Here is a 14,430-nt window from a genome sequence, read left to right as displayed (position 1 = left end):
CGTTGTTACTCAACGAAATTCCGTTTACTGGTGGCGGTTGGCGTTGGGAAATCGCTCGGAATTGGAATGTCGACTTTGCCAGTGGCGGCCCACTGAGCCCCCCGTTGTAAACAGGTAATAAAACCAACACATTCGACCGAATAATCGACATGCCCCAGGGGTGTATGGAAAATCCGACCTTTCCCGTAATTAATGGTCATGAGCATTGGCTCGTTGCGGTCGGTACCTTTGTTCTCTTTGGATGAGAAAGCCGTTGCCAGTATAGTCATATGCTCAGCAGGCCCGCGTAGGCGATCATACATCTCATCTTTTGTGTGCATCCAGGTTAAGGGCATACCTTTTGTGATCGGGTGGTTCGCGTCCCGAACCGTTATCAGAAACTCGCTCTGCGCCCCATGCGATCCGGCACGTCCGGGTTGCGGGTCTCTAATTAACTTTCCCTCATTGTCGTAATACACAAAAGGACCGTCTTTTTCGGTACGATCGCCCCAACCACCAAGGCCGATCATTTTGTTGTAGGCTGGCCACATTGGAAACGAATTATCTGCCGCGTGAACAACAACCAGACCGCCCCCTTTTTTAATGAAATTTTCAAAATCGGCCTGCGTCTCGTCGGACCAGGGAGCCGCATTCCAGCCAAAATTGCAGATGACCAGATCATACTTCGAGAAGTCGGGGTGGAAACTGGAATCCGCTTTCGCTTTAGGTAATGCTACCGTGTTTTGAACCCCCGGAATCTTATATTTTTCAATCAGGTCAGCGCCGTTCCAGGTATAATAAGACCGCTTTACATCGACCGAAAACTTACCCGTTTCCTCGAGATAACGCTTCATCATGAACGTAATTTTAGGCCATTGTTCGTGGTTATTCTGCCCGTCGACAATGAGCGTTCTGATGACTTTAGCTTTTCCTTTTTGAGTTGACTGGGCCAGCGAATTAGTGCCACTAATAATGATCAGTACGATAAGAGCGTATAGCGATTTCATAAAAACGGGGTTGATGGTATTAGGAGAACTCAGCGTAACCGAAAGGATTCATACTCGTCAAAACAAGTACCAGGTCGAATCTACCCTCTCGACCGGATTCTTCTACCTGAATCTGCTACTGCGAATTTAGTTAGTTTGTTGGCAAATGCCGGTTATAGCCTGCTTTTACCAAAGCTTCGAAGGCATCCCACACATCGTCGGGAATGGTCTGTGGAATCTGGAAGCCTTTATCGGGGTATGTTTTTATTCGTTGCAAATCACCAACCATAATGCTGATAACATCATCAGGGGTTAACTCTGGATTTGTGTACGTACTTAAATAGTCGTCAAACGAATCCTGTGGCGACGTGACGATCACTTCTTTTTCGGGCCACACTTTTTTGAAGGTCGCAAAGCTCCGTCGCTCCATGTACGGTTTTTGCACAACAAGAAACGTTTCCAGATTGAGGTTGTGCTGCTCCAGTAGCTGCTTTGTAAATAACACGTTTTCGCCGGTATTGCTTGATCGGTTCTCAATCAAAATTCGATCAGCGGGAACTCCCATATTGATCGCAATGCGGGCAAACAAGTCGGCTTCGGGCTCTGACCACATTGATTTGGTGATGACACCTAAACCACCCGAAAATATCAATAAAGGCGCCCAGTCTGCCAGAAACAAATCGGCAGCCCTTTCAGCAACCCGTACGTCGTGGCTACACAGCACCAAAATGGCATCTGCTTTACGTAATTGGTGGTTGGTATGATGATAGTCCCAAATTTTGATAGCCAGGTCGCGTAAGTGGTTTGTCATGCTAAATGAACGTATTTGACCGCTAAACTAATTGGGCAAACGCTAACTAACCAATCTACCTACTAACACAAAAAGGCTAATCAGTTAGTAGACGTCTATGCTCTAAAACTGATTAGCCTTTATTTGCTCAATGACAGAGCTTTAGCTCCACATAGGATTCTTGCTCCGTGATACTTTGAATATATTCTCTCCAGTGCTTTTTAGCTTCGCTTTTATCTGTAGTAACATGCCAGGGTTGAAACCTCTTGAGTGCCTGTCCAGAAATGCTTCGGCCTCAGTTATGTTTTGTAATGCCTGATCCCATTTAACTTGTTCCCAGATGGCTCCTACATCCACTTTTGCTGCTTTGTACACGCCCAGGCTCCCCGTTACGATGGAAAGCGCAGCACCACCACCACCAGCCGTAGCGCCCACTGCCTGGGCGGCTCCTGCCTGTGTAGCTTCCATTAATCCTCTGGTTATCCCTTCTTTAGCACCTATTGCCCCGCCCCCTTTTAGTAACTCCTTGCCTGCAATAGCGGCTCTGCCATGTTGGACTCCACTTTCATGTTGTGCGTTTTCCAGGCCCCTCTCTGCAACTGCCCGTGCAGCGCCCACCCCTACACCAACTGCGGCCGAAGACGCCCCAATGGCGATGGCGCCAGCCGCCATTGGAATTGCCGCCAGACCGCCAGTTGCAACAATCCCCGCAATCATGATTCCACCGGCAACCATCCCGAGCGCTATTTGTGCCCCGCTTAATGCCCCAAGGCGGTTTCGCCACTTGGTTACATCTTGCTCATTTCTCTCGAACAGGTCAATTAGATCATCAACCTTCTGGCACCAGCTAGCTATTTCTCCGAAACGTTCAACCTGAAGGCTCACGGGCATACTCGTAACCCCACGACCGCGTGATCTCCCTTCTATTGCGCCAAAGTGATCCTCGCGCTCTGTTACCGAAGCAAGTTGACTGACAGGTGCTGACGGTTGATCAAATCTTGAGATGATTTCAACCCCGGCTTCGCTGGTATTTAAAGCGGAACTACTGATCAACGGAGTTGATGCATCACTCCAGCCGCCCATGAAATCCCGACCATACCAACCGGCCCGTCGTGTGCTCCCACCACCTATTCCCGGATTCCAATACCGCATCTCTCGGGTCTCATCTCCCTGTTGGTAGAGCTTTTTTGCGGCCCAGTAACCGTTTGAAGCGACCTTGCCCGGCAATGCTGCCACTCGTCTCTCCGCGCCAACACGTGGAGGAGCCGCAACCGCAGCGGCCCTCGCCTGGGCAATTTGCTGTGGCCTACCACTCACTGCTGGCAGGGCTGCCCCTCCAGAAGATGTAATGAAGGGAACCCGACGGGCGGCAACGCGTCTGTGGCCAGGTCGTGAAGGAATCATAGAAATGACGAATTAGGATGACTAAATTGTTATAGTCAGTAATTCGAAATTAGCGAATAGGATGATTAATATGAATTTTATCAATTATAAGGTAGACTTATTTCCCTTTATAACCCACTGATAATTCGGGCGTAACCATTATTGGCCAGGTTGCTATCATAGCTCATCGTCAGATCATCCACCACATTCACCGTGAATCGACAAATCAGCTCAAGTAGGATTTGGGTTGAGCACGCCATAGGTGGCCTGAAACGGTATCGTTAGTTGAGTGATCGGTTGCGTACCCATTGATAAAATCAGCCAAGCCAACCGCAATGGGTTGGCTTGGCTGGTTATTACCCTGAACTTCCAGTTAGAGAGTAAGACCAACTGTAATTTGCGCACTCCGACCATCGGACGGCCACACACCAGGGCCAGGATAGAACGTAGGACGCTTGGTGAAATACTGCTGATTCAACAAATTGTTGATACTACCCCGGATAGTGAGCAGCCGTTTAATACGCCAGGTGCCATTCAAGTCTACCAAGCTATAGGCCGGAACCGGACCAACCGCCCCGTTGGCTGAAGGAGTTGGCGTATTCAGCGCATCTGAAAACGTCTGAGCCACGTAGCTGTACTGAATCGTCAAACTAGCAGTTCCGTAACGAGCCGTTAAGCCATTGCGAGACGTCCATCGCGGAGCGGACTCCACCTGATTGCCCGTCACGTTCCGGTTTTCCGTTCCCGTCGAAACACGACCGCTGATATAGCGGGCGTTGTTGAAAGCCGTTGACGTAAAGCCGCTGATAAGCAATTTTTCGGAGTGAAATAGCTGGGTTTCAAGCAAAGCCTCAACGCCAGTACTCCGGCTATCGCCGATATTCGTCCGAAGAATGTAATTGACACCATCGCCATCTGGATTGGTCAGCAGAACCGTACCCAACCGATTGCGATACAACAGATCGAAGACCGTTACATTTACATGCAAACCCTGCCAGCGACCTTCGAGGCCAAATTCAGCATTGTAGCCATAGGCATCTTTCAGCGTATTGTCGATGCGCTCATAAACCGATGCTGGAATAATGTCCTTGAAAACCACAGGGCGATAAGCCTGCGCCCAACCACCGTATAGTTTTACCTCATTAGATAGTTTGTACTGGCCATTGATGCCCAATAAGGCAAAATGGTGGCTGATATTCCGAGGCAGCGTGGCATTATCGTAATACGAGATCGTGCCCCGCATCTCGGTTTTGCCGCTTTCAACCCGAATACCCGGCGAAATCGTCAGGCGATCAGTCAGATAGAAGTGATTTTCGGCAAAAGCCGCGAAGTTCTTCGTTCGAAAGTGTAAATCGCGTTTGAACGGAGCTGTGAGAGTCAGATCAAAATCACTGGCTGTAGTACCCACACCTAGCTGACGACGATGCAGGTCGGTACTCATGAGCTGAACACCTGCGGCTAAAGCGCCCCCGATACCCCCTAATTTATACCGATGCAGTATCCGGGCTTCGGTGGTGTAGCTATTGAAGTTATCGATGTCCACTTGCCGGGTTCTATACTGCCCCGTCGCCCGATTAATGGTGTCCAGAACCGTAGCTAAAGCATCTAGCTGAACACTGTTTCGAGCGCCCAACACCGCCGAGTTTGTCCACAACACGCTGGTTCGATCCGAGATTTTCCAATTCAGCTTCAACGACGGAATGTAGATGTCCGGGTTGAAATAGTTACGGCTCCGACTCGACTGGCGTGGGTCCTGGACAAATATGGCGTCGGTTAGTGGACCAGGAATGTGGTAGGTATAGGTCGAACGACCCAACTCTGCCGATATCCCCACGCTTTTCGAAGCCTGAAACTGCAACGAACCAAACTGAGCCTGTGAATCCGAGTCGCTATTTCGGCGATAGCCATCCGAATGCCGCCGGTAATAGTAAGCGTAGTAGGTCCACTTGCCAATCCGGCCACCAATCGCATTGTACGTACTCCGAAGGCCATAAGACCCTACCGAGTTAATCGTCTCGAAGCCAAAACGGCGTGTTGTGTCGGCCTTTTTGGTAATGTAATTAAGCATACCGCCAAATTGAGCGCCGTACTGAAGCGAGCCCATACCCCGCACAAACTCAATACGTTCCATGCTTTCCATGGGTGGCGAATAATGGCTGGCGGGATAGCCATACATATCCGAGTTGGTGATAACCCCATTCTGACGAATGTTATTTTCCCAGGATCGGTGTGGGTCTAGTCCACGCGTCGAAATGTTGACCTGATTACCCGTTCCATCCATGTCGTAAACAAACACGCCAGGAATTCGGGCAAAAATCTGTCGGGGATTCTTTTCGGCCACGTTGGCATCAATCTCAGAAAGCCGAATAACTTCACTCCGTTTGCCGCCCATCAGGTAGGTCCCGTGTATTTCCGGCAGTGTCTCAACAACGACAGAGCGGGCGCCCTTTACGGTAACGGCGTTTAGGGTATGCGAACGTAAGGAGTCGCTCGTGGATTTACTTTGACCAATGGCAACAGATACGGACTGAATGAAGGCAACAGAACTCAATAGGCCCACGACGAACCATCTGGGTATTCTAGTATCTATATGTAAACTGCGTTTTTCCATGAATTAATTAAATGCTTGATATTGGCTGATTTCTCCAAGCCTGGTTGACTCACCAGTTCGAACAGTGGAACTGGTTGCTAGTACTTTACCAAACTAGATTCTAGGGGATTCTATCGATTCTCCGGGCCGCCCGCGCGGTTGGCCCTATTGTTCTGATAGTCAAAGGCGATAGAATCCAAAGAATCGATAGAATCTAAATGGGAAGAGTACTAGTTTGTTTGCTGGCTTATCGTTTCTTTGTAACAGGCACGTGGTATTGGGGCGTAGCTGCGGGCTACCCCAATGGATACGACAAGACAACACCCAATTAAAACGGGTTTGGATTGACGGACTGATCCGGTCTGACCTGTTACAAAAAAAGGGAATTAGGCTTCGGGCGGGGGAGAATGAACCGGAAGGGAACGCGAAGAGAGGCTAATCTGCCGGGTTGGCAAGCAACCAGCTTCGTCATGTCCCAGCGTGAGAAAACAAAAAACGGCTCGCGGGTTTGGCGAATATTCCGTCAACAGAAATTTTAGAAATTTATTGGCTTTCTTTTGAGAATTAGCCATCCCATCGACATGATCGTTGAGGAATGATAACAAATCTTCCTGCCAGAACGCCTTTTGCTTGCGCTTAATCTCTAATCCGGCGATGAAAAGCGTATCGTTCCGGATTTCCAGACTTACCACATCGTAGAAATGGCCCCGATATCTGAATCCATCCTCCGTCGTTCGAGCTATTGCATGGGCATCATCGGGTTTATTTTTCAGTGGCAACTGAAACTCAATCAGGCTATCCGTTGCCCTATACACTAACAGCCGTTCCGACAAATCCTGTTCTGCCTGCCACCATACACTGACACACGCCAACACGTATGCCAGCATGTGATACAGCAACAGGGCAAATAGACCAAAAGGAACCGCTTTTTTCATATCATACTACTCCTTAGGATAAGCGAATTCCAAAAATAATGCCAAATTATTTAGAATGAGTATAATTAACGAAATTATATAGAATTATAGCCTTATCATTCTTCTAAAGAAGAAATACCTAAATAACGTGAATAATGGATGGGATCTGAAATTGTTAATTGATTGTCAGTTATTTATAATATTGTTTTTTGTCATCCCGACGCCAGGAGGGATGTTCGGCAACTGGTTATTTGCCGAACATCCCTCCTGGCGTCGGGATGACAAAAACTAGTATAATTCTATTCGTAAATTCCCCCATTATTCACGTTAAATAGTAGTAGACATAATTATTAGGTTGCGCGTAGTCGGAAATACGGGGAATTGACCTGTAAAAAACAATTAGCTCTGCTGCGCCCAATCTTCCAGAATCGCCTGCGTCCTTTGAACGGTTTGATGTTGATAAGCCTGAATACCAAGTCGTTTAGCCGCCTGCGCCATCAAAAGTCGGTCATCGAAGTAAAGACAACGCTCCGGCTTTACCTGGGCAATGCTCATCGCCAGTCGCCAGATAGCAGGGTCAGGCTTAGTCAGGCCCACTTCACAGGAAGAGACGAACACATCGAATACGTCATGCAAACCGAAGGTTTCGATACGATGCTGATTTAACTCACGACCTTCGTTGTTGACGGCAATAACACGAACGTTACTACTTCGACGCTTCCACTCTTTCAGCCAACTCAACATATTGGGCAGTTCCACCGATTGGGAAAACATAAATTCCTTAAACTGTACTTTACTGAAATCGCGGGGCTGATTGAATACCACAGTGTCCAGATAATCGTCGAGCGTAATTTTACCGGCTTCGTATAAGCTAAAAAGGAGATTATGGGTCGCACTCATTTCCGTTTGGTCGATACCGAAAACATCGGCAGCTTTCTCACGAGACTCATGGCCCCAGCCATCGGAAAGTAACACTCCTCCAACGTCGAGGAGCAGGATTTTTCGTTGGGAATTATTCATTGTTGAATGGCTTTCAAAAACAGGTTGTTGAATGCAAGGCTATATTTATCTTCCCTGGCTATTTTATAACGTAACTAGTTCCAATTGGGTGCCGACCTGGTCGATTAGCAGAAGCTAAACCACTTCCTGGAAATACTCGAAGCGAAAAATCTATTACAATGCCCAAAGACGTAACTCTCTTAACGGGATTTCTGGGTTCCGGAAAAACCACACTACTGAACGCCATTCTGTCTGACCGGTCTCAGACTCGTTTCGCTCTGATCGAAAACGAATTTGGGGAAGAATCCATTGATGGTCAACTGGTCATGCGCCCCGATGTGGATGTGACGGAATTAAGCAATGGTTGCCTGTGCTGCTCACTAAACGACGATCTACTGAATGTGCTGGAAGCGCTGGATGATCGGCGTGATAAGTTCGATGAGTTGATTATTGAAACAACAGGCATTGCCGATCCATCGGGAGTCGCAGTTCCTTTTTTGATGCTGCCTATGGTAAAACGGTCCTTTTCGCTCAAACGAGTCATTTGTCTGGTGGATGCCGAACACGTTGAGGATCAATTGAGGGACACTGAAGAGGCAATCCAGCAGATTTCCTTCAGTGATGTAATCCTGTTAAATAAAACAGATCGCGTATCGCTAGACTATCTTGCTCAGTTACAGGATACATTACAAAGCCTGAATCCGTTTGCTCAGGTACTATTGGGCCACAAAGAGGATTATCCAGTCGATGAGTTGATGCGTATAGAACGTGATACGGCTGCAACAGACCGACCTGCTACGCTACTGCCCTTGCCGCCAAGTCCAACGAATGCATTTCAGCCTTTAGCTAAGGGAATTCCAAATCGACCATTAGTTCGGCCAGTCCATCAACATCATCATCATACTCATTCTTCTATCGTTTCATTAAGTTTTCGTTTCGAAGAGCCCTTCAACCTGACCCGTTTATACAATCAGTTAACAACCTTGTTGTTGTACCAAGGGCAGGGAATCTACCGTATCAAGGGCATTATCGCTGATGCCCAACGACCCAATCGGATGATTCTTCAATCTGTAGGGAGTACAATGACTTTAGCAGAAGGGGCAAACTGGCTGCCGGACGAAGCCCGTGTCAGCCGTATTGTATTTATCGGAAAATTACTCAAACCGGAGGGTTTTGAATCGCTCTTGAAGGACTGTCTTACTAAAGAATCCCAGTAGTGTCTAACAAACTGATTGTAGCTTAAAGCGTAGAGTAAATCATAACACCTGCCTCTTTTGAAGTTTAACTGGGTGTTTCTTCCACTAACACAGATTATCTTTATGCATATTGAAACCTATTCTTTTTCAGATGATGGTGTCATTCCCAATAACCGGCTCCCTGTTATTCTCTATCGTCGGGTAGAAGAAGGTAGTAACCTTTCTGCCTGGTTGGAAAACCGTTTTAAGGCTAACAATTGGACCAATAACTGGCGCGACATTATCCTACCTTACGACCATTTTCACAGCACAACGCACGAGGTTTTAGGGGTTGGCTATGGTTCGGTGAGTTTACAGCTTGGCGGAAAAAGAAACGGTTTGGCGTTGACTATTTCCACGGGAGATGTGCTGATCATTCCGGCTGGTGTCGGTCATTGCGCCTTAACGGAGGGCGGAAACTACGAAATCGTTGGTGGGTATCCAGGAGGCCTAACCTGGGACTTGATGCAGGGCAATCCAGAGGAACGAACTCTTGCTTTTTCGCGAATCCCTCAGTTAGCACTTCCCGAAACTGATCCCGTTTTTGGCACAGAAGGGCCACTTTTGGAAAAATGGAATTCAGTATAAACGTTAGCCATTGTTAACGTGAATGATGATACCATTTACACTAATCCCTCTATGAGTGAAGGATTGAATGATCTATTGGCTAAGGTGTAATGGACATTTATGATGGGGTTACCTTCTAATTGTCCCAGTTGGGGGGCGAATTATCAGGTGAACCAAAAGTAGCTACACACTAAAAGTCTACCCTAAGAGTGCATAAACACGGCTTGGCCTGCCGGTGCAGACTGATAAATTCATAATGCTGTGCGTGTTGCTTTATATTTAATCGATTATAGACTGGCTATGAGTGAAGTCGTGCGCTGCGTCCGAAACGTGTTTCCAGGCATCCCATTCTGCCCAGCGTGCTTCATAGTTTTGCTTAACGAAGGGATAGGCTATTTTACGCAGGAACAAGCGTAATGGTGGATTTTCGCTATCGACCAGTTTCAACACCGCATCGGTGATAGCGGTCGGATCGCCAAAGAAATCAGGGGTGAAGTTGGCCAGCACCTAGTACTCGTCCAATTTAGTTTCTATCGATTCTTTGGCTTCTATCGTCTTTGACTATCAGCACAATAGGACCAACCGCGCGGGCGGCCCCGAGAATCGATAGAATCCCCTAGAATCTAGTTTGCCAAAGCACTAGTGTACTCGACACTTGAATGATGTGGCCACTTTTTTGCTTACGCATGATGGGAATAACCGCCTGGGTCACCCACAGCAAGCCGAAGAAGTTGGTTTCAAACTGATCACGGGCTTGTTGTTCGGTGGTTTCCTCAACCGCGCCAAACAGACCAAAACCTGCGCTGTTGATCAATACATCGATCCTGTCGAAGTGCTACTTGCCTTTGTTTACAGCCGCGAAAACGGCATCCCGATCGTTGACATCTAATTGGATGGGGAAAACACGCTCGCCATATTGTTGAGTCAATTCGTCCAGATTGGCCAGATTTCGGGCGGTGGCTATTACGTTATCGCCCCGTTTCAAAAAAGCCTCAGCCCAGATTTTACCAAATCCTTTTGAAGCGCCAGAATAAAAATTGTCTTTGACATTATTTTGCATTTTTGTGTTGATAAACGACGCCTTGAATGATAGTGCCCAACTGTAAAGTGGGCTGCTATCGTGTCGATTACGACACAAAAGTGAACCGAGAGCTGAAAGGGATTATGTGACGTACATCACATTTGAGGAAGGACTTCATTTTTTGTGACGTACGTCACTATAACTGAATTGCAATGCTAATTGAGCGTTTTTACGAGAATAGTGCTATCCTAATGAGTATTGCCCTTCTTGAGTAAATCCGTAAGCAGGTTTGTCAATGCTCCAAGATCAACTGGCTTGACCAGATGCCCATCGAAGCCCGCTTCTTTAGCTCGTTGCCGGTCCTCCTCCTGGCCATACCCCGTCAAGGCTATCACCACTATAGCGTTGCCCCAAGGATGCTGACGGATAGCACGGCAGGTTTCATAGCCATCCAGTACCGGCATGCCAATATCCAACAAGATTGCCGCGGGCTGTAAGCCTTCGGCGGCTTCGATGCCTTCTCGGCCACTGGTTCGGGTGTGGGCTTCATAGCCTTTCAGCTTCAGCAGCATGGCTAAGGTAAACCCCGCATCAGCATTATCATCAATGACTAAGATACGCCGGGCTTGGGTGGAGTGGGTAGCCGGTGGTGTGGGTTTCGCCACCTGTTCAGCAGTAGCACTTGTTAACGTGGGTAGATGAACCCTGAAGCTACTGCCCTGGCCTATCCCATCACTTTGGGCCTCCACACGTCCACCATGCATCTCTACTAATCGTTTGACCAGCGTTAAGCCCAAGCCTAAGCCCCCTTTCGAACGAGCCAGCGAATTATCCACCTGCACAAATAGCTCAAAAATGGCCGAGAGCTGATCGGCGGCTAAACCAAGCCCATCATCCCGCACCTGAAGAATCGCTTCCTGGCCTTGGTGGGTCAAACTTAACCAGACCTGACCCCGCTCACCAGTATAACGCAGGCCATTGGTCAACAGGTTGGTGATGACCTGCGTCAGCCGGGTAGCATCGCCTTCTAGCTCAATAGGGGTGCCGGGTAAACTCACCTGAAGAAGTTTACCTTGCTGCTCAAACTGGGCCTGGACACCCTCCACGGCCTGCTGCACCAGGGCCACCAGGTTCACCCGTGCCTTTTTTAGCTCAATCTTACCTCGGCTGATGCGGCTGACATCCAGTAGATCATCGACCATCCGGACTAGATGCTCTGTTTGGCGACTCATCATGGTCACCGTCGGGCGAAGCATTTCCTCGGTAATGGTTAAATCCAGGATATGTAGCCCCGAGCGCAGCGTGGACATGGGATTCCGCAGTTCGTGGGCCAGCATGGCCAGAAACTCGTCTTTGCGATGATCGGCTTCTTGTAGGGCTAGTTCGGCTTGTTTGCGATCGGTGATGTCCATCATCACCCCACTGGCCAGTACTGGCTTGCCGTCCTGTTCCCCCGTTACCCGACCATACCCACTCATCCAGCGAACCACGCCGTCCTCCCGTACCATACGAAACTCGGCATCGTAGAAGGTGCGCTGGGTAATGGCCTGCCCGAGTTGGTCCTGGATCGATGCGGCATCGTCGGGATGCAAATAGCGCATAAAGACTTCGGCAGGCAACGGATTGGGCTGAATGCGCATGCCCAACAGATGAAAATGCTGCTCATTCCAGTACACTTGATCTCCGACCAGATCCCATTCCCAGGTGGCCAGCTCAGCGGCCTCGATGGCTAGTCGATTGCGTTGCTCCAACTTTAGTAAGGCTTCTTCGGCTTGTTTACTCTTGTGGATGTCGGTGGCAGCACCATACATCTTGACCACCTGACCGGTCTCGTCCTGGAGCGGGGAGGCATTCACCACAAACCAGCGATAGACCCCGTCGTAGCGCCGTATCCGCTCCTCCAGTCGCAAGGATTGGCCCGCTGCCACGGCCTCGCGGTAGCGCCTGACCGAAGCTTGCCGGTCGTCGGGGTGAATGGCGTCGGTCCAGCCCCAGCCAATGGCCTCCTCAAAGGTTTGCCCCGTGTAGGCCATCCAGCGGTCGTTATACCAGTTGGTGGCTCCATCGGTCCCGCTATCCCACAGCAGATCGGGCACCAGATTAGCAATCGATTCAAACCGTTCCTGCGAATGCAGTAAGGCTTTGTTTGCTTTGGCTCGTTCCATCGCCGACCAACTGCGCTCGGTTACTTCTTCGATCAACTGAATCTCTCCCGGTGTCCAACGTCTTGGCCTGGCCGATACGGCATTGATGGACCAATCCGGTTTTTTGGCTTCTTTCCGAGCATTGGCAACCACCAGGGCACCAAAGCCAAGCGCGGCAAAATGTTGTTTTTCGGCTTGGGTTAAGCCTTCTGTGTGTTGAAAATCGGTAATCACCAGCGTCTGGTCAAAGGTTTTACGCAGTGCCTGGGGGAAATCTGATAAGCGTACGCCTTCTTGAGGCATGGGGGGTACCCGGTCATTACCAATCTGGTAGGGGAATAGGCCGCGGTTATCAGCCAGTAGGGCAACGCCCACATAGCAACGGTCGAGCTGCAAGTGCTCGGCCAGCAGTTGAAGGGCCCGGTTAGCGACCGCATCCGCATCCGATTCGGTCCGCAAGACATCGGAAAAGTGCAGCAGAAATGTCTGGTGTTGCTCCCGTTGTTTTCGCTCGGTAATGTCGTCGTACAGACAGGCAATAAAGGGACTGCCTGCCTCACCTACCCGCGACATATACGCCGTGAACCACTGACCAAGCGCCCTAACCGGATACTCAATCCGAATGGGCTCACCAGTGTAATAGATAGTCTCGATCATCTGATGCCATTCTGGTTCGACATAGGGGACCAATTCGCTCATTCGCTTACCAATGGCATCGTTCAGCCCCGTCAATCGGGTAAACACTGGGTTATGCTCGCGTTGCCAGAAGTCAATCACGTGCCCCCGGTCGTCAAAAATCAGCTCGATGATGTTGAACCCCTGGTCAATAGAATTGAACAGCGCCTGGTATTTATCGGTTGCTTTTTGGGCGATTTCGTCTTTCAGCCGAAGCACTTCTCCCTCGGCTTGTTTCTGGCGGCTAATGTCGCGGGTGGTCATGGCCACCCCATCGTCGGTTTTGACCAGTGCCTGATAGAACCAGCCAGTAAACTGCTCATGGTTGTAGTACTGCTCATGCTCATAAACGACCCCGGTTTGGGCGACCTCGACCATGTGGTTAAAAATGCCGGTCGGCACCACACCGGGGTTTTGTTCCAATAAGCTTTTGCCGATAACCTCCCCGTTTTGGACAACGGCTTTCTGGTTATTCATGACCCAAACAAAGTCCAGGATGGCACCAGCCTCATCCCGCACGGCTTTAAATACCTGAATCACATCCAGGGAGCTATCGATAACCGATTGCAAAAATGCCTGACTCTGCTGAAGCTGCTCTTGGGCCCGTTTGCGGGAGGTGATATTGGCCGTTGTAGTGGCTACGCCGTCATTGAGCTTGACCACCGATTGATGAAACCAGCCATCAAACTGCTCATGCACATACTGGTTCTCATACTGCTGAGGCTCACCGGTTTCCACCACGTGTTTGAAGGCGTCAAAAATGCCTTCTTCCACCACGCCGGGCTGGAACTGCAACAGGCTTTTACCCACCACATCGCCGTAGATTTTTTCGGAGGTATGGTTATTAAGTATCCAGGTAAAATCAATAATCTGGCCCTGTTGATTGCGTACCGCTTCAAAGACCTGAATCATGTCCATGGAAGCGTCCAGGGTAGCTCTTAGTAGCTTTTGGGTCGCTTGCAGGCCGTCGGCCCGTTGCTCGCTTGGATCATTGGGTTGAGAAGAAAATGCCATAGCGTTGTAAGTAGATGTCTGGGCCGCAGAATAAAGCTAAGGCATTAACGGATGGGAATGGCCAGAAGGAAGAGTTCTTTATCAAACGACCCGGTAAGTCGCTAATTAAGCCTTAGTTTCACCGTCTCTTCAA

The 14,430-nt window shown here is 49.2% G+C and carries 11 protein-coding genes and 1 pseudogene; 2 read left to right on the top strand and 10 right to left on the bottom strand.

The features are described from left to right. Positions 1 to 5: 5 nt before the first annotated feature. From ACYVGR_RS32570 to ACYVGR_RS32540, 7 genes are all read right to left on the bottom strand, one after another. Positions 6 to 986 carry a ThuA domain-containing protein gene (locus ACYVGR_RS32570; RefSeq protein ID WP_460964349.1) on the bottom strand — a complete coding sequence of 327 codons (981 nt, stop codon included), beginning with the start codon at positions 984 to 986 and terminating at the stop codon, positions 6 to 8. Positions 987 to 1,116: 130 nt separating this feature from the next. Then, on the bottom strand, positions 1,117 to 1,776 hold the full coding sequence (locus ACYVGR_RS32565) for a YdcF family protein (protein WP_460964347.1): 660 nt from the start codon (positions 1,774 to 1,776) through the stop codon (positions 1,117 to 1,119). Between the two features lie 141 nt (positions 1,777 to 1,917). Then, a complete protein-coding gene (locus ACYVGR_RS32560) occupies positions 1,918 to 3,159 on the bottom strand; it encodes a hypothetical protein (protein ID WP_460964345.1) in 1,242 nt (413 codons plus the stop codon). A 107-nt stretch (positions 3,160 to 3,266) separates the two neighbouring features. Continuing rightward, positions 3,267 to 3,398, bottom strand: coding sequence for a hypothetical protein (locus ACYVGR_RS32555; RefSeq protein WP_460964344.1), 132 nt, complete (start codon positions 3,396 to 3,398; stop codon positions 3,267 to 3,269). A 113-nt stretch (positions 3,399 to 3,511) separates the two neighbouring features. Next, positions 3,512 to 5,749 (bottom strand): TonB-dependent receptor family protein, encoded by a 2,238-nt coding sequence (locus tag ACYVGR_RS32550; RefSeq protein ID WP_460964342.1) that lies wholly within the window; start codon positions 5,747 to 5,749, stop codon positions 3,512 to 3,514. Positions 5,750 to 6,114: 365 nt separating this feature from the next. Continuing rightward, positions 6,115 to 6,663 (bottom strand): hypothetical protein, encoded by a 549-nt coding sequence (locus ACYVGR_RS32545; protein WP_460964341.1) that lies wholly within the window; start codon positions 6,661 to 6,663, stop codon positions 6,115 to 6,117. Positions 6,664 to 7,041: 378 nt separating this feature from the next. Next, entirely contained in the window at positions 7,042 to 7,662 is a 621-nt protein-coding gene (locus tag ACYVGR_RS32540; RefSeq protein WP_460964339.1) for an HAD family hydrolase, read from the bottom strand. Positions 7,663 to 7,820: 158 nt separating this feature from the next. On the opposite strand from ACYVGR_RS32540, the gene ACYVGR_RS32535 reads away from it, so the two are divergent. Beyond that, a complete protein-coding gene (locus tag ACYVGR_RS32535; protein WP_460964338.1) occupies positions 7,821 to 8,858 on the top strand; it encodes a CobW family GTP-binding protein in 1,038 nt (345 codons plus the stop codon). 102 nt (positions 8,859 to 8,960) lie between these two features. Beyond that, a complete protein-coding gene (locus ACYVGR_RS32530) occupies positions 8,961 to 9,464 on the top strand; it encodes a cupin (protein ID WP_460964336.1) in 504 nt (167 codons plus the stop codon). A 258-nt stretch (positions 9,465 to 9,722) separates the two neighbouring features. Here the strand turns inward: ACYVGR_RS32530 and ACYVGR_RS32525 are convergent, their stop codons facing one another. The 3 genes and pseudogenes from ACYVGR_RS32525 to ACYVGR_RS32515 form a co-directional block, all read right to left on the bottom strand. After that, positions 9,723 to 9,950 (bottom strand): hypothetical protein, encoded by a 228-nt coding sequence (locus ACYVGR_RS32525; RefSeq protein WP_460964334.1) that lies wholly within the window; start codon positions 9,948 to 9,950, stop codon positions 9,723 to 9,725. Positions 9,951 to 10,059: 109 nt separating this feature from the next. Next, a pseudogene (locus ACYVGR_RS32520) lies at positions 10,060 to 10,503 on the bottom strand (SDR family NAD(P)-dependent oxidoreductase). A gap of 209 nt (positions 10,504 to 10,712) precedes the next feature. Then, a complete protein-coding gene (locus ACYVGR_RS32515) occupies positions 10,713 to 14,297 on the bottom strand; it encodes a PAS domain-containing hybrid sensor histidine kinase/response regulator (RefSeq protein WP_460964332.1) in 3,585 nt (1,194 codons plus the stop codon). Positions 14,298 to 14,430 lie beyond the last annotated feature (133 nt).

Source organism: Spirosoma litoris (assembly GCF_054776755.1).
This window is presented reverse-complemented; position numbering and strand designations above follow the sequence as displayed.

Excerpts from the sequence above, each read along its gene's own strand:
- ACYVGR_RS32515 (WP_460964332.1), bottom strand. The coding sequence starts at position 14,297 with ATGGCATTTTCTTCTCAACCCAATGATCCAAGCGAGCAACGGGCCGAC.
- ACYVGR_RS32560 (WP_460964345.1), bottom strand. The coding sequence starts at position 3,159 with ATGATTCCTTCACGACCTGGCCACAGACGCGTTGCCGCCCGTCGGGTT.
- ACYVGR_RS32540 (WP_460964339.1), bottom strand. The coding sequence starts at position 7,662 with ATGAATAATTCCCAACGAAAAATCCTGCTCCTCGACGTTGGAGGAGTG.
- ACYVGR_RS32545 (WP_460964341.1), bottom strand. The coding sequence starts at position 6,663 with ATGAAAAAAGCGGTTCCTTTTGGTCTATTTGCCCTGTTGCTGTATCAC.
- ACYVGR_RS32550 (WP_460964342.1), bottom strand. The coding sequence starts at position 5,749 with ATGGAAAAACGCAGTTTACATATAGATACTAGAATACCCAGATGGTTC.
- ACYVGR_RS32565 (WP_460964347.1), bottom strand. The coding sequence starts at position 1,776 with ATGACAAACCACTTACGCGACCTGGCTATCAAAATTTGGGACTATCAT.
- ACYVGR_RS32535 (WP_460964338.1), top strand. The coding sequence starts at position 7,821 with ATGCCCAAAGACGTAACTCTCTTAACGGGATTTCTGGGTTCCGGAAAA.
- ACYVGR_RS32530 (WP_460964336.1), top strand. The coding sequence starts at position 8,961 with ATGCATATTGAAACCTATTCTTTTTCAGATGATGGTGTCATTCCCAAT.
- ACYVGR_RS32555 (WP_460964344.1), bottom strand. The coding sequence starts at position 3,398 with ATGGCGTGCTCAACCCAAATCCTACTTGAGCTGATTTGTCGATTCACG.
- ACYVGR_RS32570 (WP_460964349.1), bottom strand. The coding sequence starts at position 986 with ATGAAATCGCTATACGCTCTTATCGTACTGATCATTATTAGTGGCACT.